At 34.1% G+C, this 25,584-nt stretch carries 22 protein-coding genes and 1 pseudogene; 5 read left to right on the top strand and 18 right to left on the bottom strand.

Going from position 1 to position 25,584, the window contains the following annotated elements; genetic code table 11:
- Positions 1 to 227 precede the first annotated feature (227 nt).
- Genes FKV42_RS03405 through FKV42_RS03390 form a run of 4 tightly spaced genes read left to right on the top strand, consistent with a single transcriptional unit; the run spans position 228 to position 4,413 of the window.
- The gene (locus FKV42_RS03405; RefSeq protein ID WP_154808846.1) at positions 228 to 893 is read left to right on the top strand and encodes an acyltransferase; all 666 of its coding nucleotides are present in this window, start codon (positions 228 to 230) and stop codon (positions 891 to 893) included.
- Between the two features lie 60 nt (positions 894 to 953).
- On the top strand, positions 954 to 2,039 hold the full coding sequence (locus FKV42_RS03400; RefSeq protein WP_154808845.1) for a DegT/DnrJ/EryC1/StrS family aminotransferase: 1,086 nt from the start codon (positions 954 to 956) through the stop codon (positions 2,037 to 2,039).
- Positions 2,033 to 2,971 carry a UDP-N-acetylglucosamine 3-dehydrogenase gene (locus FKV42_RS03395; RefSeq protein WP_154808844.1) on the top strand — a complete coding sequence of 313 codons (939 nt, stop codon included), beginning with the start codon at positions 2,033 to 2,035 and terminating at the stop codon, positions 2,969 to 2,971. Before FKV42_RS03400 ends, FKV42_RS03395 begins: the two co-directional genes overlap by 7 nt.
- Before the next feature lie 5 nt (positions 2,972 to 2,976).
- Positions 2,977 to 4,413, top strand: coding sequence for a nucleotide sugar dehydrogenase (locus FKV42_RS03390; protein WP_154808843.1), 1,437 nt, complete (start codon positions 2,977 to 2,979; stop codon positions 4,411 to 4,413).
- Between the two features lies 1 nt (position 4,414).
- On the opposite strand, the gene FKV42_RS03385 is transcribed toward FKV42_RS03390, so the two are convergent.
- The 3 genes from FKV42_RS03385 to FKV42_RS13985 form a co-directional block, all read right to left on the bottom strand.
- Positions 4,415 to 4,918: a VanZ family protein gene (locus tag FKV42_RS03385; protein WP_196214039.1), complete on the bottom strand. Its 504-nt coding sequence runs from the start codon at positions 4,916 to 4,918 to the stop codon at positions 4,415 to 4,417.
- A 155-nt stretch (positions 4,919 to 5,073) separates the two neighbouring features.
- A complete protein-coding gene (locus tag FKV42_RS03380) occupies positions 5,074 to 5,976 on the bottom strand; it encodes an NAD-dependent epimerase/dehydratase family protein (protein ID WP_154808841.1) in 903 nt (300 codons plus the stop codon).
- 111 nt (positions 5,977 to 6,087) lie between these two features.
- A complete protein-coding gene (locus FKV42_RS13985) occupies positions 6,088 to 6,246 on the bottom strand; it encodes a hypothetical protein (protein WP_196214038.1) in 159 nt (52 codons plus the stop codon).
- Between the two features lie 405 nt (positions 6,247 to 6,651).
- Between FKV42_RS13985 and FKV42_RS03375 the strand changes: the two genes are divergently transcribed.
- Positions 6,652 to 7,632: an MraY family glycosyltransferase gene (locus FKV42_RS03375; RefSeq protein WP_154808840.1), complete on the top strand. Its 981-nt coding sequence runs from the start codon at positions 6,652 to 6,654 to the stop codon at positions 7,630 to 7,632.
- A gap of 640 nt (positions 7,633 to 8,272) precedes the next feature.
- Here FKV42_RS03375 and FKV42_RS03370 read toward each other — a convergent pair.
- From FKV42_RS03370 to FKV42_RS03300, 15 genes and pseudogenes are all read right to left on the bottom strand, one after another.
- The gene (locus FKV42_RS03370) at positions 8,273 to 11,206 is read right to left on the bottom strand and encodes an Ig-like domain-containing protein (protein ID WP_196214037.1); all 2,934 of its coding nucleotides are present in this window, start codon (positions 11,204 to 11,206) and stop codon (positions 8,273 to 8,275) included.
- A 505-nt stretch (positions 11,207 to 11,711) separates the two neighbouring features.
- Positions 11,712 to 12,047 (bottom strand): annotated as a pseudogene (locus FKV42_RS03365) (transposase); the annotation flags it as partial.
- Between the two features lie 501 nt (positions 12,048 to 12,548).
- Positions 12,549 to 13,694, bottom strand: coding sequence for a glycosyltransferase family 4 protein (locus FKV42_RS03360; RefSeq protein WP_154808838.1), 1,146 nt, complete (start codon positions 13,692 to 13,694; stop codon positions 12,549 to 12,551).
- 14 nt (positions 13,695 to 13,708) lie between these two features.
- The gene (locus tag FKV42_RS03355; protein ID WP_154808837.1) at positions 13,709 to 14,821 is read right to left on the bottom strand and encodes a glycosyltransferase family 4 protein; all 1,113 of its coding nucleotides are present in this window, start codon (positions 14,819 to 14,821) and stop codon (positions 13,709 to 13,711) included.
- Positions 14,811 to 16,400 carry a hypothetical protein gene (locus FKV42_RS03350; RefSeq protein WP_154808836.1) on the bottom strand — a complete coding sequence of 530 codons (1,590 nt, stop codon included), beginning with the start codon at positions 16,398 to 16,400 and terminating at the stop codon, positions 14,811 to 14,813. Before FKV42_RS03350 ends, FKV42_RS03355 begins: the two co-directional genes overlap by 11 nt.
- Positions 16,397 to 17,281: a glycosyltransferase family A protein gene (locus tag FKV42_RS03345; protein ID WP_196214035.1), complete on the bottom strand. Its 885-nt coding sequence runs from the start codon at positions 17,279 to 17,281 to the stop codon at positions 16,397 to 16,399. The genes FKV42_RS03350 and FKV42_RS03345 overlap by 4 nt, the downstream gene beginning before the upstream one ends.
- A 51-nt stretch (positions 17,282 to 17,332) precedes the next feature.
- On the bottom strand, positions 17,333 to 18,166 hold the full coding sequence (locus tag FKV42_RS03340) for a class I SAM-dependent methyltransferase (RefSeq protein WP_154808834.1): 834 nt from the start codon (positions 18,164 to 18,166) through the stop codon (positions 17,333 to 17,335).
- Positions 18,167 to 18,172: 6 nt separating this feature from the next.
- The gene (locus FKV42_RS03335) at positions 18,173 to 19,231 is read right to left on the bottom strand and encodes a polysaccharide deacetylase family protein (protein WP_196214034.1); all 1,059 of its coding nucleotides are present in this window, start codon (positions 19,229 to 19,231) and stop codon (positions 18,173 to 18,175) included.
- A gap of 27 nt (positions 19,232 to 19,258) precedes the next feature.
- Positions 19,259 to 20,305 carry a DUF354 domain-containing protein gene (locus FKV42_RS03330; RefSeq protein ID WP_154808832.1) on the bottom strand — a complete coding sequence of 349 codons (1,047 nt, stop codon included), beginning with the start codon at positions 20,303 to 20,305 and terminating at the stop codon, positions 19,259 to 19,261.
- Entirely contained in the window at positions 20,280 to 20,753 is a 474-nt protein-coding gene (locus tag FKV42_RS03325) for an acyltransferase (RefSeq protein WP_230375471.1), read from the bottom strand. The genes FKV42_RS03330 and FKV42_RS03325 overlap by 26 nt, the downstream gene beginning before the upstream one ends.
- Complete coding sequence (locus tag FKV42_RS03320; RefSeq protein WP_154808831.1) at positions 20,750 to 21,766, bottom strand: lipid II:glycine glycyltransferase FemX; 1,017 nt, start codon at positions 21,764 to 21,766, stop codon at positions 20,750 to 20,752. The genes FKV42_RS03325 and FKV42_RS03320 overlap by 4 nt, the downstream gene beginning before the upstream one ends.
- A gap of 6 nt (positions 21,767 to 21,772) precedes the next feature.
- Entirely contained in the window at positions 21,773 to 22,594 is an 822-nt protein-coding gene (locus tag FKV42_RS03315; RefSeq protein ID WP_154808830.1) for a polysaccharide deacetylase family protein, read from the bottom strand.
- Positions 22,554 to 23,732, bottom strand: coding sequence for a carboxylate--amine ligase (locus tag FKV42_RS03310; RefSeq protein WP_154808829.1), 1,179 nt, complete (start codon positions 23,730 to 23,732; stop codon positions 22,554 to 22,556). Before FKV42_RS03310 ends, FKV42_RS03315 begins: the two co-directional genes overlap by 41 nt.
- Before the next feature lie 4 nt (positions 23,733 to 23,736).
- Entirely contained in the window at positions 23,737 to 24,468 is a 732-nt protein-coding gene (locus FKV42_RS03305; protein ID WP_154808828.1) for a PHP domain-containing protein, read from the bottom strand.
- A 9-nt stretch (positions 24,469 to 24,477) separates the two neighbouring features.
- Complete coding sequence (locus FKV42_RS03300; protein ID WP_196214033.1) at positions 24,478 to 25,371, bottom strand: polysaccharide deacetylase family protein; 894 nt, start codon at positions 25,369 to 25,371, stop codon at positions 24,478 to 24,480.
- Between the last annotated feature and the right edge of the window lie 213 nt (positions 25,372 to 25,584).

The raw sequence follows: 25,584 nt of genomic DNA, 5'->3' as shown, positions 1-25,584 counted from the left end.
ACAAATTCTTATTTTTGGTGGAGTCGATGAAGGTGGATACAAAAAATCCATACACTCCGACAATGGGTTTTGTATTCCTGTCTGAACTGCTGGAAAGAATGACATGATAACATCTATTGAACTAAATATTATGTCATACTAATAATAGCACCAAATAACTATTGTTGATAATGACTAGTACAGAATAAATATATATAAACACATAACTATATTCATCGTGGGGAAATATGCAAAAAAACACATATGTTCACAAGTCTGCTAAACTTTATGGTGCCAGCAGAATAGGCAAAGAATCAGTAGTACTTGAAAATGTTATACTTGGCTATCCTCAGCATAACATCCTTATAGAAATCACAAAAACTGGTGTTGAAATAGAGAACTATGATCAGCCAGGTGCTGTGATAGGTGACAATGCATTCATCCGGGCAGGAACAACAATTTTCAGCAATGTAAAAGCAGGGAACAATTTCAAGACAGGGCATAATGTCATGATAAGAGAGAACACCACGATAGGCAATAATGTTCTCATTGGAACAAATGTGATAATCGACGGCACTGTTACAATAGGAAACAATGTCAGTATCCAGGGTAATGTGTACATTCCCACTCATGTTACCATTGAAGATAAAGTCTTTATCGGCCCATGTGCTGTGCTTGCCAATGACAAATACCCCATCAGAGGAGAATATCATCCTGAAGGCCCGGTTATAAGAAAAGGTGCTTCCATTGGTGCTAATTCTACGCTTGTTCCCGGAGTTGAGATTGGCGAGGGAGCCATGGTGGCTGCCGGGGCACTGGTCACAAAAGATGTACCTGCATGGAAACTTGCCATTGGATGCCCTGCAAATATAGTTGACCTCCCGGAAAAACTGAAAACTTTGAATAACCTGTAAACTATTACTAAGATAATATTTCCACTATGATTTTAATAATTTTTAAGATTCGTGATGATCATGATACCCATTGCAAAACCACAGCTTGACGAAGCTGAAATTGAAGCCGTAACTGAAGTAATACGCTCGGGAATAATCGCTGAAGGACCTCGGGTTGCAGAGTTTGAACAGGAATTTGCCGATTACGCCGGAGCAGAATATGCAGTAGCAGTAAATTCTGGAACTGCGGCTCTGCATGCTGCTTTGCTTGCACATGGGATCAGCAAGGGTGACGAAGTAATCACAAGCTCTTTCAGTTTCATAGCCACAGCAAACTCTGTACTTTTCACAGGTGCCAGACCTGTGTTTGCTGACATCAAGTCCGATGCATTCAATCTTGACCCGCAGCTTATAGAAGATAAGATCACACCTGCCACAAAAGCTATCATGCCTGTGCACCTTTATGGACAGCCTGCCGACATGGGAGCAATAAGTGACATTGCAGAAGATTATAACCTAATTCTAATTGAAGATGCATGCCAGGCCCACGGTGCAATGTACAAAGAAAAAAAAGCAGGTTCCTTTGGCACAGGCGCATTCAGCTTCTATCCTACCAAGAACATGACCACCAGTGAAGGCGGCATAATTACCACTAATAATAAAGAAGTTGCTGACAGGGCACGTATGATACGTGCACACGGTTCCAAACAGCGTTATCTTCACGAAATGTTAGGATACAACCTGCGAATGACTGATATATCAGCTGCAATTGGATTGGTCCAGCTAAAAAGACTTCCTTCCTATATAGAAGCAAGGCAAAGAAATGCAAAACTGCTTACGGATAAACTCCAGGGCATAGAAGGAATAGAGTGCCCAACAGTCAGGGAAGGCTGCAAACACGTATTCCACCAATACACCATACGCACAAGAAACAGAGATCAGCTTTCTGATTATCTGAAGGAGAAGGGAATTGGTTCCGGAATATACTACCCAATACCTATCCACAAGCAGCCCTATTATAAAGAACTTGGATACAACGACAATCTTCTGGTTACCGAAAAAGCCTCAAGGGAAGTTCTTTCACTACCTGTCCATCCTGCTGTAACCGAGGATGACGTCAACACAATCAGTACTACAATAAAGCAATGGAGTGAATCACAATGTTAAGAGTAGGCGTAATCGGTGCCGGAGCCATGGGTAAGAACCACATACGAATCTACAGTGAGATGCCAGATGTGGAACTTGCAGGTATATCTGATATAGATAAAGACCTTGTTGAAAGCCTTGCACAGCAATATAATACTAAAGCATTTACAGATTACAAAGAAATGCTGGCATCGGGAATTGATGCAGTTAGCATTGTAGTCCCCACCAAGATGCACCGCCAGGTTGCTATTGATGCTATAGAAGCAGGTGCACATGTACTTGTAGAAAAACCTATTGCAGACACCGTAGAGAATGCTGATGCAATCATCGATGCAGCTAAGAAAAAAGGACGGCTTGTAATGGTTGGACACATTGAAAGATTCAATCCTGCGGTCATAAAACTAAAAGAGATAATAGACTCTGGTCTGCTCGGGAAGATAGTTTCCATTTCCACCACAAGGGTCGGTCCATATAATCCAAGGATAAGAGACGTTGGTGTTATTCTGGATATCGGCGTACATGACATAGATGTAATATCATATCTATATGGCAGTGATATTAATCAGGTATATGCAGTGGCCGGAGCAGACATCCACTCCTTTGAGGATCATGCAACCATTCACATGAGACTTGACCACTCATTCTCAGGACTTGTTGAAGTAAACTGGCTCACACCACATAAGATAAGAAAACTTACTGCAGTAGGCGTTGACGGTGTTGCCTATCTTGATTACATTGACCAGACAGTGGAACTTCATGACAGTGGCTGGATAAGGAAAGCAAAAATAGAACAGAAAGAACCACTCAGGAACGAACTTGAATATTTCATTGATTGTATCACTACTGGCAAACAGCCAAATCCTTCCGGAAACGATGGAAAACATGCACTGAAAGTCAGCCTCGCAGCCATTAGTTCATACAAAGAAGAAAAAATGATAGAGATTAAGGAATGATTATCATGAGCCATAAACTCGAGAATATTTTGAAAGAAAAAGGACCTATAAAGAAAATTGGTGTTATCGGAATGGGTTATGTGGGTATCCCTGCAGCCGCTCTTTTTGCTGATTCCGATAAGTTTGACCACGTACTTGGATTCCAGAGAGATTCTCCTTCATCAGGTTACAAGATAAATATGCTCAACAATGGTGAAAGTCCACTTAAGGGAGAAGAACCCGGACTGGAAGAGCTCCTGAAAAAGATCACTGATGCTGGCAAGTTTGAATGTACACCTGACTTTTCCAGAATAGCAGAACTTGATGCGATTACACTGGCTATCCAAACACCTTTTGCAGACCCAAAGGCACTGGAACCTGACTTTGGAGCACTTAAGGAAGGTATCCGTAATGTAGGTAAATACCTTAAACCAGGCATGCTTGTTGTCCTTGAGTCTACCATTACCCCCAGAACTACTGAAAGTATGGCTAGAGAGATCCTCGAGGAAGAGTCAGGACTTAAGGCAGGAGAAGATTTTGCACTGGCACATGCACCTGAAAGAGTAATGGTTGGAAGACTGCTTCGCAATATACAGGAACATGACAGGATCGTTGGTGGTATTGATAAAGCAAGCACCGACAGAGCAGTTGAACTCTACTCCCCTGTACTCACAGAGGGCAAGGTTATACCAATGAGTGCAACGGCAGCAGAAGTTACAAAGACAGCAGAGAACACATTCAGAGACCTGCAGATAGCAGCAGCTAACCAGCTTGCTCTTTACTGTGAGGCCATGGGAATCAATGTATATGATGTCAGAGCTGGCATTGACAGCCTGAAAGGGGAAGGCATAACAAGAGCCATACTCTGGCCAGGTGCCGGTGTTGGTGGACATTGCCTTACCAAGGACACATATCACCTTGAACGTGGTGTAAAACTAGGAACTGAAGCTCTTGATTACCCACAGGATGCAGAGTCAATCTATGTTCTTGCCCGCAGGGTCAACGACTTCATGCCTGTACACATGTATAACCTTACTGTTGCCGCACTTAAAAGAATAAACATGGACATTAAGGGAGCAAAGATTGCCATGCTTGGCTGGGCTTTCATCAATGACTCAGATGATGCACGCAATCCACCATCAGAACCTTACAAGGACATGATCCTTGAAGCAGGTGCAGAACTTAAAGTGCATGATCCGCATGTTCTCAGCTACCCTAATGTTGAGCTCCTGAAAGATTCAAATGAAACTATAGAAGGAGCAGATGCAGTTGTTATCTTTACAGGACACAAAGAGTATTTCAGCCTGAAACCAGAGGACATTAAGAAACTCACAGGCAAGGAACATACTGTAATCATAGATGGAAGGAATGTTATTGATCCTGATATATTCATAAATGCAGGATTTGTGTACAAAGGAATTGGACGCGGAGACAAGAACAGTCATTCAATCACCAATCAGTAATCTACTTTTCACCGGGATCTGCTTCCCGGCCGGTTTCTTTTTTCCTGCGCAGGTTCATCAGTATAAGGACTACAAAAAGTATCTGTGCAATGGTCACGCCTATACCATCTGCCAGAAGATCATATACACTGGAGGAGCGACCCGGTACAAATGATTGATGGAACTCATCGGTGATACCATAGATAACACCAAGTATCACGGCAAAGATAGCTGCATACTTCCTGAGAAGTACATGATCCGAGTTTTTGAAAGTCAGATGTAGAAGTGCACCTAAACCGAAATACAGGAACATATGAGCCACTTTGTCCATATGCTCATATGCATACTCTGCAATTTCAATTATAAAATCAAGACCCAGGCTTTTGACGAGATCTGCAAGTTCATACATAATAGGTATCTTGAAAGCCGACGGAGGAACACCGAGGTTGGCCTGTGCGGATAAATAAAAAATAAATCCTGCATAAAGAATGGTCAGAGTTATCAGAATTTCCTTTTTGTGTTTCATGTAATCAAAGTGCTGTATCCACGAAACCACTTTATGGATTAACTGCTTCAATTGAAGTAAATAATGAGCAATGAATGCAAGATATTTGTTTTTGCGAAGATTCTGCATGTAGTTCTATTTTATAAATATTGTACAAAGCTAAAATAGTTATCCGGTTATTCCCCTATTATCTCTTCAAGACCCTTATAGAGATCAACCTTTGGTTCAAAACCAATATTATTAGCCTTTGCAATGCATGAGGAACTGTGCTTGATATCACCTGGCATTTGGTCTTTGTACTCTATATCCAAGGAGCTCTCAAATATGTCCAGAACTATCTGCGCCAGTTCGTCTATACGTGTGACTGTACCTGTACCCACATTGTAGACTTCACCGTCCTCACCAGCTCCTTTTGCAAGCATTGTAATCATATCAACAACATCATGTGCAGAAACAAAATCCCTGGTGTTTGAGCCATCACCAAAAATAATAGGAGGAAGACCTTCCTTTAATCGGCCTATGAACTTGGAAATTACACCAGAATATGGATTTGAAGGATCCTGTCTGGGACTATATATATTAAAAGGTCTTATGCTGACTGTGGGAAGACCATATGCATGATAGTACATGTTGCAATATTTTTCACCGCATAGCTTGCTGGCACCATATGGAGACATGGGGGTTTGGGGATGCTTCTCATCAATTGGAACATATTCAGGATTTCCATAAACTGCAGCAGAGCTTATGTAGACAAAACGCTCAATGTTGCCTGATCTGGCTCCTTCAAGAAGGTTAAGAGTACCAAATACATTGTTGTCTGCATCAAATAAAGGCTCAGACATGGAGCGAGCAACGCTGATCTGGGCTGCTGTATGAATAATGATATCATTTTTAGATACAAGTTCCCTGGCAACAGGAGACCTTATATCTTCCTTTACAAAACTTACATTTGAAGGAAGATCTGGTTCCTTACCGGAAGAAAGATTGTCCAGTACCGTAACTTCATAAATATCATGCATAGCATCAACTAGGTAACTACCTACCTGACCGATTCCACCGGTAATAAGAACTTTTTTCATATTCACTTAATTGTGAACTTTATATATAACCGTATATCTTACTCATAAATCATATAGAGTATATGATTGAAAACGATTTAGCAAAAATAATAGTAAAAAAATGATTTGGACTTAGCACACTGTTTTTAACTGCTCTAAACCCTCCGAAACAATTCCAAATGTTGCACGTTCCATGCAGTGAAGAGTACAATACATTTCCTCACGAGCATAGCTCTCGTAAACATAGATAGGACTGCCACACATTGCGCATTTTTTCTCAACTAATTTCATCGTACCACCTATAGTAAGTAACTTCGAAGCAGACATACTGTAATGCATGCACCAGAGTATTAACTATCATTATGACAATAACCCAATTGTCATTTTAACATGGATGATAATACTATATAAAGTTATATCTAATGCAATAAATGATGCTCATCATCATTATGAAAAAACAATCTGTTACAAAAAGGATAACATTATTATATAAACCAGAACATATTTTAGGAAATACTTAATGTGACTGGAAAACATTCCATATTCTAATTACATAGAATGCATAGCAGTAGATACATATATAATAAATGAATTACTAAAAAAGATAATTAAGAGCCAGATTTCAATTATGTGGATGATATTGGCTTCAGAACATAAAAATAAATTAAATATTAAATAATTCAGAGGATTTGAAATATGCTGGATCTGGAATCACCTTCTATGCTGTTAGCCTTGATTCTTGGAAGCACTTTTTTAGTGCCTTTCATGGCTACATATGTATCAATGCCATACTTTATCAGGAAACTGACAGATAAAGGCCTCATTGCTAGGGATTATTATAAGAAAGAAGTAACTATGATTCCAGAGAGAGGAGGCATAGCCATCATCCTTGTAGCCATGGTGTGTTTTTCCCTGAATACATTGTTCTTCAAATTCTCATCAACAAATTATGTTGTTCTGATCGTTATTGCCATGTTCGGACTATTTGGAATACTTGATGATATGGTTGATATTGGCAGGGTAACAAAACTGCTTCTTATGTACTATTGTTCATATCCACTGATCCAGTATGCTACTCATACGGCTTTCACACTTCCAAGTATTGGCAGCATTGAACTGGGAATTCTTTACCTGCAGTTCATCGTACCTACATATGTCCTTGTAGCATCCAATCTTGTGAACATGCACTCCGGTTTCAACGGTCTTGCTTCTGGATTATCTGTAATCGTGCTTATCTCTCTGATTATAAAGTCCGTATTGATAGGGGATGTAGACAACATCTTTGCCGTTGTTAGCGTTACCGGAGCAACACTTGGTTATTATATGTATGACAGGTACCCTTCTAAGATATTTTGGGGAAATGTGGGTTCGCTCACCATAGGAGCTGCTATTGGAACGATTATAGTAGTCCAGGGTTTTATCATCAGTGGATTCGTCATGCTCATCCCACATACAATCAACTTCCTCATGTACGCCTACTGGAGAGTTATGAAATTCCCGGTGGCTAAATTTGGAAAAGAACGTGAGGATGGGACACTGGAGGTTCCCAACCCCCTTACTCTTAAGTGGGTACTCCCCTACTACTACAGAGTTACTGAGAAGCAGGCTACTTGGGCAATGTACGCCCTTACAATGCTATTCTGTGCAATTGGAATATTTTTACCAGGAAGATTCTAAAGCAACTACAATAGAAGCTTAAGGGATTTTTACCTGCTATTAAATATATGATATTACGATTCAGCGTACTTCTTTTTTTGTAACTATTCAACTTGGCACACTTTGCCGGCGGATCTCTTTATCTACGACCAATTATACAATCATGTTGCTTTTTGGACTCCTGTACAGCAGCACAGAAATGTGTCATATGCGGTGGATAATTGAATTGTTATTCGTTTGCAAACTGATGTATCGTAGTTCGTGAATAACTTGAGTAATCCCGAAGGGTCCGGCAAAGCCGGCGTTTTTCCCACAAAGTAAAACAAAATACCTGCATAATACCATGGAATACTTTCACAGCCATTATTATAAGTCTCAGCATAAATGCGATAATTTTTGGAAAAATCTTCTGTATAGCAGCATCGAAATATGCCGCCTGCGGGGATGGTTACTTTGTATTTACATTTCAGATTGTTTTTGTGGAAATGAAAAGCCAGTAAAGTTTATGTTACTCATATCAATAGTAATTCTACAGAGCCGAGTTTTGTATTCTGAGTCATGCCAGTAGAACAAAAAAGGTATTTGACGAGCAGTAACCAGAAAAGAAAACAAGACCAATAAAAAGAAGTGTGCCCCGAACGGGGCGATTAATTCATTTTGTTTAAATTATTTCACCGAAGTGACCAGAGACTATTGAAAGGTCCTGGATGTTCACAGTACCATCCTGATTAACATCCCAGCGAGGAAGAGCTTCTGTATAGGTCTTACCATAGTTCTGACCTACAAGAGTAATGTCAAGTACATTGACTGTTCCATCCTCATTTACATCCCATCTTGGCTGCAGATCGGTAATGGTTATTGTACCTGAAGAGCTGACATCATCTGTACCATCACTTACTGTTACCTTAATAGTATGTGTTCCAGCGGATTCATAGTCTGTTGTCCATGAGTAGCTGGCAGAAGTGCTAACCTCTACACCATCAATTTCAATGATGTAACTCAATGAATCTCCATCTACATCGGTTACAGCTACATTCACATCAATAGTCGAACCTTCCTCAAATATTGAGCCATCTGCAGGTTCAAAGAGAGTTATCTCAGGAATGTGATTCATTGATGTCACGGTTATGCTCACATTTACTGTGTCTGTAAGATATCCGTCTGTGACTTCAAATGATGCTACATATGATCCTGCAGCTCCTTCTGATGGAGTCCAGCTGAAACTTCCATCGTTGAAAGTTGCACCGGATGGAAGTGATGTAGCGGTGTATGTAAGATCATCACTATCTGCATCAGTTGCAATTGCTGTGAAACTCAGGCTCTGTTCTTCCTCTACTGTCTGTGAGGAAAGAGATGTGAATTGTGGAGCTGTATCGATAAGTATTGTCGCATTGGACACGTTATATTCTGCAGGATTGGAGTTTGCATCACTCAGAATGACATTAGCAAGTTCAATATCCAGTATACCGGAACTGCTACCTGCTACCATCCCAATGGTAGCCATTACATCTGGCGATGTAATGGATCCGCTACCTACTATAGCTGCATAGACATTGTCCAGAAATCCTGCTGCATTATCAATACTGTCATACTGGAAGGTTGTTGAAAGTCCACTCGCTGAGAACAGGTCACCTTCATTTACAGTAGAAATGCTTGCAAGCTGACTATATTGCAGGTCAAACTGGGAACCTGTGATAGCCTGGGTAGGATCTATGTACACGTCCAGACTGAAGGATTCTCCTGGAACTACAGTTGTAGTTGATGGGGAGATTGAGATGGATGAATACTCAGATTCTGCTGCTGCAGAGACGACTACTGTCCATGACCTTGAGATAGTTCCTGCTGCTGCAGTGCCTTCAAAGGTTACAGTGTGAGTACCTGCTGTTGCCCATGCTTCTACATGCTCTGTTGTACCACTCTCAACCTCTTCATCATCAAAAGACCAGACCGCACTTGTAAATTCCTGACTGGTATCTACAGAGAATGTTGTGGATTCACCGGATGTTGCTGTTAGGGAGGTTGCGGATGGTGTGAATGACAGGCTTGTACTGGAGGAGATAGGAATTGAACTTTCTGATGTTTGTATCAATGTAAAAGTATGCTCTGACCAGATATCATTGCTGAAACTTATGAGCCCTTCTTCATCTGCTACAACTTCACTGAAGTCATACCCATCCATTTTTACCATATATGTTGCATAAGGTTGTAAGTCACCTATAGTGAAATCTACATTATTTCCTTCTGTTGAACTTGCAATAAACTCTACAAGATTATTTCCAATTGGTTTTGAAGTGTCAAATTCTTTAACAATAACATCTACGTCATACGATGTAGGCTTTACGAACAAATCATAACTTGTTACAAGGGAATGCTCAGATAAAGTAATTGATAATAGACTTCCATCACTAGATATAGAAGACCACATATTGTTTATTTCAAAAACCTTTCCACTTGTATACTTTACTAAAACATTTATAGGGTGTAAAGGAGTTACATATACTAAATGACGCAATTCGTACTCTGCTTCTTGTTGATCTATTATCTCAATATTGTCAAAATACACAGTAGGTTGAACCAAAACAAACGAAATATAGCTCAAACTTAATTGGTCATGGAAGTGATTATTAATTAATGTTATATTTTCAACATTATCACCATAGCGAGAATCCCCCCAATCATATGGAATCAACCTTATTCCGTGATTTGTACCAAAAACTTCAGAATTTGAAATGGTTATATTCTTAGAGCTGTGGATATTAAAACCAGCACCATCGTAATAAGAACCAAATCCTATATTATAGGCTTCACAATTATTTAATGTGACATTATTATTTCCAGCTTGAACATTAAAGCCACCAAAACTATCATGAACGGATGCATTGTTTACAGTAACATCTTTACCAGTATTGTGTACATACAATGCATTTTCAACATGCCATGCTTCAAAATCTTCTACATATATGTTTTGAACTTCTGTATGTAAATCTAATCCACTATGAACACCTTCATTATTGATAGGTTTTGATGCAGGAGGAACACCAGCTCCATTTTGCCACTCAGCTTCTTCATCATACCAGCCGCTATCATATGTTTTTACTCTAATTAAACTAACATTTCTTGCGGAAGCTAAATGAATCAATGATCCGTTTGCATGATGGGCTGTTACATCGACTAATGTTGAATTTCTCAAACCACCTGTAGACCAATACTTGACATTTATCGCATTGCCATAAGGAGATAAATGTGACTCTACATTTTCCATCCACAAATTATTTACGGGTTGGCCGTACGCAATCGTAATTCCTTTATCAGATGAATTGTAAACTTCACAATTAATCATACGCACATTATCTTCATCTATAGAGATACCCCTAAAATTATTACTAAATAATGTATTACTTATACTTGCACCTATTTCATCCGCATATAAAGAAACACCCCACGAATTAATAGATCCAGCCATACCTAAACCAGATATCACACTTGAATCTATCCTTATTTGTATTCCATGAGAATAAATATATGCTCTTGAAGTATCGAAATTTGTAGCCATTTTATTTGATGTGGTATTCCATGAAGTTATTTTTGTATCCAAAATAATTAATCTACCCATATTTTCAACATATGCAGAGTTTTCATCATTTAAACTTTGCAATTTTAAATAATCGCAATCACTGCCATCTATCACGAATATTCCAGTATTTTTAATTAATATTGGTTTCTTTAAAATCCAAACACCGAGTTCCGATTCTTCTAAAATAGAATCATCCATTAAACTTTCATATATTGATGATAAATCTTCACTACCATCATAAATAATTATTTTTGAGCCATCATAATCTACACTGGCACTTGAAACTCCTACCATTAAACTGGAAAAGAAGGTAAAAAACATAATTAATCGCGAGATTTTTAGAGTCTTTATGTAAGAATGAAGAGAAGACAATATTACATAAAGGTTGTTGATAGTTCTAAATTTTGAAAATAAGCGTTTTGTTTTTTTGGCAACCATGTAATCACTCACAAAGTTAGTATATGTACTCAGATACGCATGAACATAAACATAACTGACATGGCCATGGCTATGAGTTATTTGTACATTAGATTTGCGGCTTTGTAGAAATCCTCATTTTGACAACAAGTATAACCTTGACGTACCTGTCAAGGATATGCACTAATAGCTTGAACTTGACTTCTTTTAGTTGATTCCAATACCTTTTTGCTTTTACCTCTTCACCATATTTTCTTTTCAGAACAGAGAACATCGTTTCAACGAGGTTTCTGTTATTATACAATTCTCGATCAAATTCCCACACCATTTTCCTGCGATAGAATCCTTTAATTCTCTTCCTTTTTCTTTGTCTCAAAGGAATCATAGCTATTGCTTCTAGTTGTTCTCTCGCTAGTGAATGTATCTCTTCAGAATCGTATCCTTTATATCATGACTTTTTTTGCTTTAGAATTAAGTTGTTCTTTCCAACGTTTCCTTGAAAATAGAAATAATTTACACTATTTATTATCATCACTTGTATTGAGCTTCCTTGCAGTTAAGTAATTCATCTCATCTACCCTTATTAAAGCAGTGTTCCCTATGATATGCGCCCCTCATCAAAAACAACAAGAGATTCTTGTTTCGATCTTCCGTTGATCTATACGTTTTCCTGAAATGTATCTGATCATGCAGATTACCTCTGTTCAACAGTGATCCCAATTGTAACCATATAATATGGCGTACTTTACGTAGGGGGACTTGAGTGGATTCTACAATAAAGAAAAGAAAGCTTTTTGAGCTAGAAATTAATGCCATTTTGAAAGGCTTCCTAATTTAGATAGAACCAGAAAGGATTAAACGTAATTCTAAAAACGGCAGCTATAAATAATTGCTAGATTGAAAAATAGAGTATCCCTACAAAATCAATAGGCATACTTCCAATAAATCAATCTACAGTTAAATTATTGCTTATATATATATCATTCAGTTTTTTTGATAAAACTTCCCATGAGAGATTATTAGTTACATAATTGTAGCCACTTTTACTTATTGAATCTTGCAGCGATTTATTTTCTATTAGTTCAACTATTTTTTCAGCAATTGAGGAAGGATTAATATCGGCAATCAAAGCATTTGTGTAATCTTCAACTATACCTCCACCCAGATGAGCTCGTGTACAAATAATTGGCTTTTTGCAGGCCATGGCTTCTAAAGTTACTATAGCGGAACCTTCAGATAGAGAAGGAAATACGCAAATATCTGTAGCATTATAGTAGGTACGTAACTTTTCATAGTTATTTACAAAACCTACGAAAGATACAACATCTGATACATTTTCCAACTCTGCAACGGACTTAAAATAAGCATGTTGGGGACCATCCCCCACAAGAATCAAGCGTACATTATTATAGTTTTTTTGCAATATAGATATTGCTTTAATCAAATATTGAACCCCTTTTAGAAAAACCATTCTCCCAACAAATAAAATATATATATCATCAGTATTAAGCGATAATTTTGTCCTTGATATTGCCTGATCAGTTGGATAAAATTGAGAACAATCTACTCCAACAGGAAAATGAATCAGTTTATTTGCAGATACACCAGATTTTTGTAAGTTTTTTATTTCAATTTTACTTACAGAAAGAGTTACACAAGGATATTTTAAAAAAAATGACATTATTTTATAGAAAAAACGCACTTTCCTTTTTGAATAATTAAAATATCCACCATGATGATGAACAATAAAAGGTATTTTTTTTAAGTACAATATCACAACAATAGGTAGTAAGTTAACTTGTCTAAGACCATGAATATGGACAATATCTGAATCCATTGTTAACAAATACTTTAAAAGAGGAACGGATAATTCTTGTCCAAATGATTTTCCAATTGACACGGGAAATTCAATTATTTCATATTCTTTTTTATTCACGGAATATTTTGTTCCAAAGTACAGCAATTCTACATCATTATTTAATTCACTTAGTTTTTCACAAAAAATAAGTGAGAAATGAGTTGACTCTTTAAATGCATCATTGTTTAATCCGCAGACTTCAGGTGAATGAGGTAATAAGTATGTTATTTTCATGTATATATCACACCTTAGGTCTTATTTTTTAGTAAATATCTCATTATAGAACATATTTCGTTGCTTTTCAATTTCCAATCATATTTTTTTACACACAAATCCCTTGCGTTAAGACCAATATTAGACATACCATCAGGACTAGTCAAAACTTGAACTATTTTTGAAACAAAATCATCTTCACTTTGAGCCAATAAAAAATGAACATCGGGCATCGCGTCATCAAACCCACTAATTCCTTCTTCCGTAGAAACAACAACCTTACCACATGCGAAATAATCGGCAACTTTATTTCGAGTGCCTCCACAAACAGCAGTAGAAGGATAAGGTGCTATGCATACATCTGCAAGATTTATATACTTAGATAAGTTTTGTACATATCCAACATATATTATATTTTCAGATGGCGTATCAATTTCAGTACCACCACCAATAATAACTAACTTAATGTTATGTAGTCTATTTTCAATTTTAGGAAAAAGATCAAATATATATCTTAATGCTATAGTGTTAGCAGGAAAAGTTTCGATGCGAGGACAGGTAAATACAATTACTTTATCATCTTCATTTATACCTAAAGTATCTTTTAGCAAAATATCAGAACTTTCTGGGTATAATTTTGTAGTATCAACTCCATTTTCAACTATTTTTATTTTATCAGGGTTAAGATTATAGTTCTGAATTAAAACTTCTTTTAGCATTGCTGATGGTGCAATAACAATGTTAGAGTATTTTAATATAATTTTCTCTATTAAACGATTTTTAAAATTATTGTTTTCTATACAGAAGGCACTATGCGCATCATAAATTAAAGGAGAATTAAATAAAAACTTAAAAGGCAGTAGTCTCAATGCATTGACAGGCTGATGTGGATATAATATGTGTGGAGATGCAGACCTTGATATTTTATAGAGCAACATAAGATCATTTATAATTTTAAATTTGTTTTTTTTGTTTTTTTGATAATAATGTATTAAATTATCTTGAAAATTAGTAGGATTTTCACACATATGATATATATTGATATCTTTATTCTGAACTAAATATGTTGATATATAATAAGGCCTTGTTGTAGACCCATATTCCATAGTTGAATCTGCACTTGAAACCATATATATATTATATTTCATTTGTTAAACTCCATAAACTAATTTTTCCATTATCATAAATTTCATTGTGGACTGGATAAATAGATTGCATAAATGTTGTTTGTGCACCTAATTTATATTGAATTACATGAGTAATATCATATTTAGATATAAAGTACTGCCCCCATTTGCTATTATATTCACTTAAGTGAAGTTGATTAATATCACCTTCAATATACGCTGCACCTGGAGTTTTGACTACTGGACCATCTATATAATAGCTGACAGAAAAAGGTGAATTTTTAGAGAGATTTAAATCTTGAGTACTATTATAATATCCATATGAAAGTCCAATGCTATCACCAAACAAAGTAGAAACTTGTGAAATGGAAAACACTCTGAGAGCAATCAAACCATTTGTATAAAAGAAACTGCCATTTACGTTTCTGTTTATCCATACACCAGTATGATATGTTGAATCTTTCATTATACGAGAATCGTCTGATTCAAAATGTGAAAACTGGTAATAAGATGAAAATAAAGATCCACTTAATAATAAAAAAATAATGAAGATAGAAAATATATTAAAATGTAACTTGTAAGACATATTTCTACATATGTTAGAGAGAGCGATAGATATGTATATAGTAACTATTGGAAGCAAAAACCATTCCATATATGTTGGGAGATAAATAAAAGGAAGTAATAATATGGGGATTGTGAGTAAAAAATAGTCAATAGTTGTTTTATTTTTATTTAACAAAACGAAAATATACCCACTAACAACGAAAGGTATTAAAACACCAATATATCGAGTATATTGATAGAGAACACTTTCCAGTACAGCATACTTTGACCCACCAATACTTAATCGTTGAATGGTTGGATCAAATGACCAAAATAAATGCATTAAAAATGGCAAAATTATCGAAGCAAGCAACAATACCATAAAAATAAACTCAAGCGAATAGCCCCTAAAGAAATAAGTATGGCGACTATTTTTTATCCAAAATAAAACATTTGCTACAATAAAAGACATAATAAGTGGAATTGTAAAAAAGAATAAATGATGTGTTGACATTAAAAAAACAAAAAGCATTATAAAAATAATCATCGATTTTATCTTTACATCATAAGAGATTTTAATCATTGAATATATTAAAAGAGGAATATAAGCTATGAAAAGACCTCTTGTACTTGCTGTATATGTAGTAAGAAAAAGAACACCAGATGATATCGAAAATAATAATGTGAATATAAAGATAAAAGGATAATCTTTTCTAATAAAAGTAGACATCGAATAAGATGAAAAAATACAAAATATTCCTAGAAATACGCTAATGATGAATATTGAATAATAATTAGCTAAATTAGATAATTGTGATAAACCTGATATTAAGAACGGCAGACTGCTTGCATAGGATAAAGGGTAAAACCCAAAAACAGAATATACAGATTCCCAGTAATTCGCTTTTCCAAAATAAGATATCGCATTAGCTAATATATGAATATTAAATGAATCCCATCCAATCTCATAAAAATAAATAGGCATGCGCAAAATTACATTTAATACGATGAGAAGAAGAAATAATTGTACTTTTGTTTTTTTAGGGCTACTCAATTAGTTTCCCCCAAAGATACACTTTTTGAATAGAAAACAATCTTTTTTATATCAGATAATGTTTTTGTATAGTAATAATTTTTAACACCAACATCATCAATCTTTTCAATATGATTGGAAATACAATAAATTAATCCATGTATATAGGAAATTCCGATCAAAGGTCTTTTTATAAGTATAGATAAGCTTTTTAATATAAGAAAAAGAGGATGATAATTTCTATAATAATCTGAAACTGCCATCAACTTATAGCCATTATAAACGCCTTCTGCAGTCCTTGTTTTTCTTAAATGAATTGCTTTTATGTGATAAAATAATTTAACCTCCCAACCGTTTAAAAGAGCAAGCACGTTAGATACAGAATCTGGTGCATAACTGCTATAATAACCATTAGTCTCATTAAAACATTCAATATTCCATAGACGCATAGCACCCACAGGCTCATCATTTTTTACATATTCTATTTCTTCATTTCCATTCTCATCAATGTATGTTACAGCCCCACTAGCAATACCTAAAGAAGAATTTTTTTCAAATTCAGTAATTAAATTTTCAAAAAATGTATTCTCTAGAATTATATCTGCATCTACTACCCCAATATAATTAAAATCAAGCCCTCTACTAGCAGCAATATCTATTATATTCCTAAATCCATTATTGCATATTTCTACATAATGCTTGTGAACATCTCGTGGTTTTTCATTCAATGTAATACTAGTAACCCATTCATGCTCGAGTTCAGCTTTATGTATTATTTCTGGAGTTGAATCTGTGCTACCATCATCAATAATCAACCATAACAATGGTTTTAAAGTTTGATTCATGACAGAAAATATTAACTTCTCGATATTGAGTTCTTCGTTTTTCGCAGGAGTTATCAATATATAACTCCTATGAGTAGTTTCTATATTAGCATTCATAGTGACCAATTTTTACTTTTGAACTTTAACAATATAACCTTTTGAAAAACTGCTTAAACATGTAGATTTATAATATAATTCATCAAGTTTTTCTCCAACTTTTAATGATAAATTAGGAGCTAACAAACATAAAAATAACGATACGAAATGATAATTAGCATAATCCAATTTTTTAAATCCTACTCCATTTAATATACTATCTAATGTAGAAGAAGTATATGTATTATGTCCAAAATATCTTGTTGAAGAATCACCCCTATATTCACGGTTGCTTCTTTTTCTTTTTATTCTCACTAAAGTTGGAACTGATGGCATTAAAATTTTACGGATTATTTCTATAGATTTGGCATATATTTTTCTTGGCTTTGGAACACCAAAAATAGCGACACCTTCAAACTTGAGGACACGATATATTTCTTTAAGTGCTTTATCATCATTTTCTAAATACTCTAAGACACCTGAACAAATAACAGCATCAAAGTAATTATCAGGAAAATCCAAGGAAGTGATATCACCAACAGAAAAGTGAGCTTTCTGTTTAAATTCTGTTTGTTCTATCCTTTCTGATGCTTCCTTTATCATCGATTCAGAAACATCCACCCCCCATACTTCATGGCCTTGTAATAACAAACTATAAGTGATTACACCAGGACCACATCCGATATCTAATATTCTACCTTGGTTGAAGTCGATCATTCTCATAATATGGTTTTTTCGAACAATATGAGAATATGAATAACAATTTTTTAGACTCCCATCATAATTTTCTTTATAATAAGCATTTGCATAGTTAGAAAAATAATTTTTTACTTTTTTTTCTTGATTTGGACCAAGTTTTGAGTTCATATAAAATCACCTTTTGACTAATTTTCTTAACATAAACAATTTATCTATAATACCTGTAAGTTGTAATTTAAACAATGAAAAATTAGTTTGATAATACACCGGTAAGCGAGGTAGTTCATATATATTCACATTATTATATATCTTGGCTAGCCCATATATAGTAGAGACAGCCAAAAAATACCCATTTTTATATAACGATTTTTTGATAGAGTCATTATAATCATTAATAGTTCCCCCTGGATAAGAAAACAAAATTACATTTTTCCCAATTATATCTTCTATTGTTTTTTTAGAATGACTTACTTCTACATCAACTTCATTAAGTGGAATCCGCGTAAGTAAAGAATGAGAACATGTATGAGACCCAAAATCCATTCCGTTTTGACTCATTATCTTTATCTCTTGTCTACTTAAACAACAAGGGGAATAGTCATCGGTATTAAAATTCAATACTTGTTCTAGTTTTTTTATCACTTTTTCTTTGTCACGGTTACTCATATTTTTTAATGCATTTAAAAGTAGATACTTAGCCCTTATTTTTTCATGTTGTGTATTTAGCGGAATTTGACCAAATTCTGAAAAATAGTAATCACCTTTAGTCTTGTTTATCATTAAACTAATTTTATCCCACCAAAAAAAGTCATTGGACTCTATGTAATCGGTTGATAGAAAAAAAGTGCATGGTATATTGTATTTTTTTAAAATAGGATATACAATTGAATAACAATCTTCGTAACCATCATCAAAAGTAAGGATCACCGAATTTCGAGGGATATTTTGTAATTTACCTGAAACAAAATCAACTACTTCATTAAATGTAATAACATTATAATGCCTGACTAAATATTGGATTTGTTTCTCAAAAACATCAGGTAAAACAATATTATCATTATCTAACAAAGATAGATTAGTAACTCTATGATACATCAAAATTGCAACCTTGTTTCGACGAAACGTTGCAATTATACGAAAAAAATATGTAAAACCCAAATAATCACAAATTACAGCCATTATTTCTAATAAATGAGAAGTAAATGATTTATTCACAAGAGATTTATCATGCATTATACTACTATTGTTAGACAACATATCTTAACCCACATTATTTTTATCAATCATGTCTAATAATAAACTAGACATATATTGTGTTGTATCATCCCATTCTAGATTTAATGCCAAATCTATTGATTCCTTTACATGTTCTTTAATATTATCATGATATATAAAATCAATTGTATTAATTAACTCATCATCATTAAAAACTGGAAACATACAATTTTTGCTTATAAAATCTTGATTTACTTGCATATTTCTTTTACCAGAATAGATAGAAGGTGTTCCTACTAAACAAGATTCCCTAGCCATAGTGTCTCCTGAAGATATAGAAAAAAGAGCGAAGCTTAATATTGAAAAAATATCGTGAACAGGTTCCTTTAATAAAATACATTTATTTTTAACATTAGTTGGAATTACATCATTTTCACTAGATAGAACGGGAGTCAAACCTAAATCTAATATTTTATCTATAATTAAATTAAAATTCATAACCTTAGACTTATAGTAATTCATACTATTTGATGAAACATCCCTTATGAAAACGTATTTATTAGGCTGTAATCCATAAGAGAGAAGAGATTTTTGATTCGGAACAAAATAATTAGGATGAACATAAGCTAATTCTTTAAATCCAGCATAATGCAAGATGTTTTTACCATTTCCTTCTATAGAACGTGGGAGTATAAAGTAATTGCCACTGTATTTTGAAATATAGTATGCTAATCGATACTCTCTATCATCTCCAAATAAGATAGACGGAATGCTCTGCATGATTGTAGAAGTACCTACAAAAAACCCAAAACTTGTACACAAATCAAAATTATTTTTTTTAATGAATTGCCTAATATGAATGCTTCTAGTAAGCAATCCTATTGTTTTCATAAGGAAAGAATTATAATGTTTACCTATAAGAATTGGATTTTGAGATGGCAACTCTTTTTTTAAAATAGTGGATAACTTACCACGATCTCGATAAATAATTACTACATCAATGTTATTTTTTTTAAGAATCTCAATCGTATTCTTAAAAAAATTAATATCTGCAGGATGAAGTATATCAATTAAAATCTTTTTTTTTGACATTTAATTCCCCTATTACTTTAGCAGGAACACCACCTACAATTGTGAAAGGGGAGACACTTTTTGTAACTAAAGCGCAAGCACCAACTACAGATGCTTTCCCAATCACAACATTTGGTAAAATAACAGCATTGGACCCTATCCAAACATCATCTTCTATAATAATACATCCACTTTTAACTGACACATAGGGATATATTTTTGAATTATTCGGATTTGAAGATGTCACAAATGTGACTCTTGGACCAATGGAAACTCTATCACCAATAATCAGGTTTTTTCTATTATTTAGTTCTTCTGTTATTATAAGATCTTCTGCGATATATACATCATGCCCGATTGAATATCCCGACAACCTCAAAAATAGAATTCTAAGGCCATTGACAGGAGAATATTTTGCAAGTATTTTTAATATTTTTTTAATAAACTTAAAACATAGCACTTGAATCACAACCAATGCCTGATATACTTATGTACCCGATATACTTTTTTTAAAAAAAAACATAGCAATTTTGAATGTATCTTTTTATATCGCCCATAATTTACTTCATCTCCACCAAATCTTTTTTTGAAATCACGCACCCCATATATTTTATCAGGGCTTCCTGCCCCACCAAAATCAAATTTTTTATAACTATTATTATGTCCCCATTTTATTACTTCCCAAGGAAGGATATCATTTGGATACAAATATTGATTATCCCTAGAAGAGCCCGCATACCAATCGTAAAGTACTGATTTATACATTAGAATAATAACTACACCTATAATTTGTCCTTCATTTTTTGCAATCCATATTTTTGCCATATTTCTTGGAACTAAATAATTAATTACGGAATTAAATAAACTTATATCTGCAAGTGGTTTTTTTCCATGTAATGTTTCTTCTAACAAACTATATACATCAGTAATTAAAGATGAGTCTATCACTTCTTCAACTTTAGTTCCTAATTTGACTCCTTTTGCAATAGAATTCCGTTTTGACTTTCTCAATTTACTCCACAGTTTATCGCAATCCTCATCCAAATAATTTATGTAATTCAAATGATCTGAATATTGATAATCATTTGTTTTAAAAACATTATGATAAAAGCTAACATCCCATAAATTTCTGATTTCAGAATAAATTGCTTTTTTTTTAATGATTTCGTCATATTTTTTTAGTAAAAGATTAACGGCTTTAATTCCTTGTTCATTATCAATAAACAAGGGTCCGCCCATTATAATTGAACGGGATGAAAAATATTTAAATGGACTAGAATATTCAGATATAACTACTGCTTGAATAACAGCAAGTACATCATTATTTACAGAATCAAAAGCCATTAATGATATAGACTCTTGATTTTTAGTAGATTTATAAACATGTGCCATTTCAGCACTTTGAAAAATATTACCATGTGGATGATTATAAACAAAATCATTCCAAATGTCGTCATCAAATGAAGATATTATAGATATCACGAAAAATCACCCTATAATCTTTTTTACAACAAACTTCCCTGTATTTCTGATTTTTTTCCACATATATTCATAAATCCATATGGATAAGGAATCATTCCACCGGTCAGGATGTGATAACAGATACAAGTTATTAGCAGAACCATTCACAACTAATTCAATCAAATCCTGCGTGTTTTTAACTTCTTTAGGAGAAGAAATTGACTTTCCTACAGTAATGTCTTTAATTCTTATTTTTGAATTATCCCAAGTACCACCAGAATCTGAAAAATAAAGTATTTGTGAAAAATCAAACGACAAATAAGCTTCACCAATTATATTGTAATCCTTGTAATTGTAGTGTTTCCACAAATCCAAATTATTCCATTTTGAAAGAGAATTACCATGCATACATATTGTTTCAATTTTACATATATCCCTAAATTTACATAAGTTAGCTTCGAATATCTGCAGAGCAGACTCTTCATCACCTTTTGCTTTGTGCATCGTTTCATAATGATAACCAATTTCATGTCCGAGATCTGATATTTTTTTTATAATTTGAGGATTAAACACGTTATTTTGTGCTCGAAAGTAATAAGTTGATTTAATATTAAATTTAGATTCTATTTGAGCCATAAGCAAAGCATTTTGAGGCCATTTATCGACATCATGACGCAAAACTACTGATTTCAAACTATCATTATTTGACTTTAAGTAATCAACCACAGTCAAAGGTACATAATCAGAATCAATTAAAGCTTTACATAGAGAGTTATATTTCATTAACGTAAAATCCCTATTTAATAGATTATTCATTTCCAGAAAGCCCCCATCCTCTATTGAAAACATGAGATCTCCATTCTTTACTTAAAACTTTATATGCACCATATTTAATGGTTCCATAAATAGGGAGTGGATCATCTCTTGAACAAATATCAAACACAGCTCCTTCTTTACTAAAAAAAGCTGGTGCTTGTTTAATTTTATTTTCACATTTTAGATACCACAATATATCACCAAACAGAAGCCAACGAGATTTGACTCCTACTTTATAAGAGAATTGAGGCTCGACATCACCTTTAACTGCAAGAGTATAAAGCATATTTGGAAAATCTATCCCTGAAGAAATTGCTAATTGCAATGAACCCCAAAATCGAGGATTTATTTCCATAAGAATGGGTTTGTTATTTCGCGCATCAATTCTAAATTCCACCATAGCAACACCATGCCATTTTAATTTTTTTAATAATGTCGAGGCATATTTTTCAATCTGAGGATATTCTACACTTTCCCGCAATGTACTCGGACCTCCCGATTGAGGATATTCTCGTAATCTTTTATGTGTAAAACTTGCTTTAATTTCACCTTCCTTTAAAAGCATTGAAACACCATAAGCACCCCCGTAAGGAATAAATTCTTGCAGCATGGATGGACCAAAAGAACAACATACATCATCATATCGAGTTATTAGTTCTTCGTATGAATTTACTATTTGAATACCTCGTGAACCGGAACCTTGATGCGGTTTTATGACTAGAGGAAAACTTAAGTCTGCCTCTAAGTCCAAAAGATCTTCCATCTCACTTGGAAAATAAGTTTGTGGACATGGAATATTATTTGCCAAAGCAAATTTAATCGTTTTCGACTTATCCCTACCAATCATAAGTTTATCATAATCAGTAATCGGAATCTCAAAATAATCTTCAAAAAGAGATCTGTTTTTAGATAATAAAAGAGTAGTGTCATCTCTTACAGGCATGATGGTATCATAATTGTTTTCTTTTACAGTTTTAAGAATTGATTCCAAAAATAAATCGGGATTCTTATTAGGAGGTGAATACAGATACTTATGTGAACAGTACTTTGAATAAAATGCAGGGCAATCAAAAGATTCACCGCAAACGACTTGAATATTGTTATGACCTAAGGATCTTACAATAGCAAGAGATGCACGAGAACGGCCATCAGTTACAAATACTTTAGACAAATATTCACTTCCTATCAGCTATGATTTTTTTTGATTCATTATATATAATTTTAGACAAGTGGCCTATTTTCTTTTTGCGGATATTACCAACTGCAACAGTATAATAGCGATATTTTCTAGAATAAACTTCTCCATAGATACAAGGATTTTTCAAAGCTATTTTAATGTTATCAACTGACAAAGGACCAATATCTTGACTATATGCTGTTAAACCTTTACCAACATGTCGAATCATATGCGCATCGCTACCACCAGTGTACAACATATGTGTCTTCATAACTAAGTCATTAGATTTATTATTCAATATTTCAGGAATTCTTGCGTTAAATATTTCAATAGCATCTATTTGCTTCAGTACATTTTGAGGAATATACTCAAAAGTTTTATATGGATGAGGTAGTATTGCGAAACCATTTTGATTATGGATTTCATCCAAAACATCTTCAAAGTTGCGAGATACAATCTCATCAGAAAGAAATAAACCTATTACGTCACCTAAGTTAGTTTTGATTTCTGAACCAATGATTACATTAAGAGGGTTTCCTAATTGTTTGTTGAGATCAGACATCTTCAATGATCCCTTTATTGTATCATGATCTGTTATTGCTAATCCATCTAAACCCAAAGACTTAGCTTTTTTTAATATATTCTTGAGAGTAGACAATGAATCATAAGAATAAATGGAGTGTACATGCAAATCATATTTGTATAGATTATCTAGTTCATTTTGATCCATATTGCTCCCTCATCTCCTGTATATTTGCTCAAATTCCTTAGCTGTAACGAACTCAAAACCATAGTTCTGTGCTTTTTTTAACAATTCATCCAATAGAGAAATAGATTTTAATCCTAGATTTCTCATTTTTAAGTTATGCCTAATTACATCTGCAAAAACATATTCAATAAGGTTTGAGCTCCTACGAGTTGAAATACCCTTGACACCATAATCAAGGCATTCATTGGGGTGAAAAAGAAAAACAACAGGTTTTTCAGTTTTGTAAGCTTCATAAAATATATATTTTTCAATAAACTTTAAGAGAGAAGGACATATCCGCATAGTTGTACCTATATAAGGAATTAAAACTGCGGAAATTGGAATTTCTAATATACCAGAATTACCTGATTTTGTAGGGGATTCATAGGAAAGAGTATAAGGCTTTCTAGGAGCGCTCAACCACTTTAATTTGTTTTTAGAACCAAATGTAAAAGGACCATCAAACCTTTGTGATGCAACAGAACTATCTGTTTTGAAACCGGTTTTTTTCAAAGCTAAAATAGTATCATCATTTAATCTTAATGCAGGTGCTCTAAAAGAAGAAACATTACCTGCTAAAGGTTCTAAAAAAGATTTAGCTTTTTTCAACTCATTTACTTGATCATCAAAACTAATAGAATCAAAAGCACGAAGAGGCGAGTGATCATAACCATGGCACCCAACTTCATGACCACTGTTGTGAACTAATTCAACTGACTCTGGACATTGTTCCGCGAACATGCCTGTGAAATAAAAAGTAGATGATACATCATATTTATTCAGTGTGTCAAGAAGCCTCGGTAATCCTGTTTGATATATTTGAAATGGTATATTTGAATCTTCTTTATTTAGTGAAATTGAGTGATGCTCCACATCATTTGTCATCAAGAAATACATACTGCACCAACCAGTAAAAAGCATTCATGTCTATCGTTAGTATATAGCAATTAATAGAAGATAAGACTACATCATTTAAATATTTTCTTAAATAATAAATAATCCTCTTTCGTAAAGGCATTCATACACAATAATAATATTATATAAATAAAAAAACAAAGGATAACTAAAATATAAATATTAAACTCTGAAAAAAAGAAA

It is taken from the genome of Methanolobus vulcani (genome assembly GCF_006546655.1).
Classification (GTDB): Archaea; Halobacteriota; Methanosarcinia; order Methanosarcinales; family Methanosarcinaceae; genus Methanolobus; species Methanolobus vulcani_A.
The sequence above is the reverse complement of the archived record's forward strand: the minus strand, read 5'-3'. Positions and strand labels throughout refer to the sequence as shown.

Coding starts and splice junctions, on each gene's coding strand:
- FKV42_RS03305 (WP_154808828.1), bottom strand. CDS start 24,468: ATGGATCAAAATGAACTAGATAATCTATACAAATATGATTTGCATGTA.
- FKV42_RS03375 (WP_154808840.1), top strand. CDS start 6,652: ATGCTGGATCTGGAATCACCTTCTATGCTGTTAGCCTTGATTCTTGGA.
- FKV42_RS03315 (WP_154808830.1), bottom strand. CDS start 22,594: ATGTTTTCAATAGAGGATGGGGGCTTTCTGGAAATGAATAATCTATTA.
- FKV42_RS03390 (WP_154808843.1), top strand. CDS start 2,977: ATGAGCCATAAACTCGAGAATATTTTGAAAGAAAAAGGACCTATAAAG.
- FKV42_RS03405 (WP_154808846.1), top strand. CDS start 228: ATGCAAAAAAACACATATGTTCACAAGTCTGCTAAACTTTATGGTGCC.
- FKV42_RS03395 (WP_154808844.1), top strand. CDS start 2,033: ATGTTAAGAGTAGGCGTAATCGGTGCCGGAGCCATGGGTAAGAACCAC.
- FKV42_RS03385 (WP_196214039.1), bottom strand. CDS start 4,918: ATGAAACACAAAAAGGAAATTCTGATAACTCTGACCATTCTTTATGCA.
- FKV42_RS13985 (WP_196214038.1), bottom strand. CDS start 6,246: ATGAAATTAGTTGAGAAAAAATGCGCAATGTGTGGCAGTCCTATCTAT.
- FKV42_RS03335 (WP_196214034.1), bottom strand. CDS start 19,231: ATGCATGATAAATCTCTTGTGAATAAATCATTTACTTCTCATTTATTA.
- FKV42_RS03330 (WP_154808832.1), bottom strand. CDS start 20,305: ATGTCAAAAAAAAAGATTTTAATTGATATACTTCATCCTGCAGATATT.
- FKV42_RS03380 (WP_154808841.1), bottom strand. CDS start 5,976: ATGAAAAAAGTTCTTATTACCGGTGGAATCGGTCAGGTAGGTAGTTAC.
- FKV42_RS03300 (WP_196214033.1), bottom strand. CDS start 25,371: ATGACAAATGATGTGGAGCATCACTCAATTTCACTAAATAAAGAAGAT.
- FKV42_RS03360 (WP_154808838.1), bottom strand. CDS start 13,694: ATGAAAATAACATACTTATTACCTCATTCACCTGAAGTCTGCGGATTA.
- FKV42_RS03355 (WP_154808837.1), bottom strand. CDS start 14,821: ATGAAATATAATATATATATGGTTTCAAGTGCAGATTCAACTATGGAA.
- FKV42_RS03400 (WP_154808845.1), top strand. CDS start 954: ATGATACCCATTGCAAAACCACAGCTTGACGAAGCTGAAATTGAAGCC.
- FKV42_RS03340 (WP_154808834.1), bottom strand. CDS start 18,166: ATGAACTCAAAACTTGGTCCAAATCAAGAAAAAAAAGTAAAAAATTAT.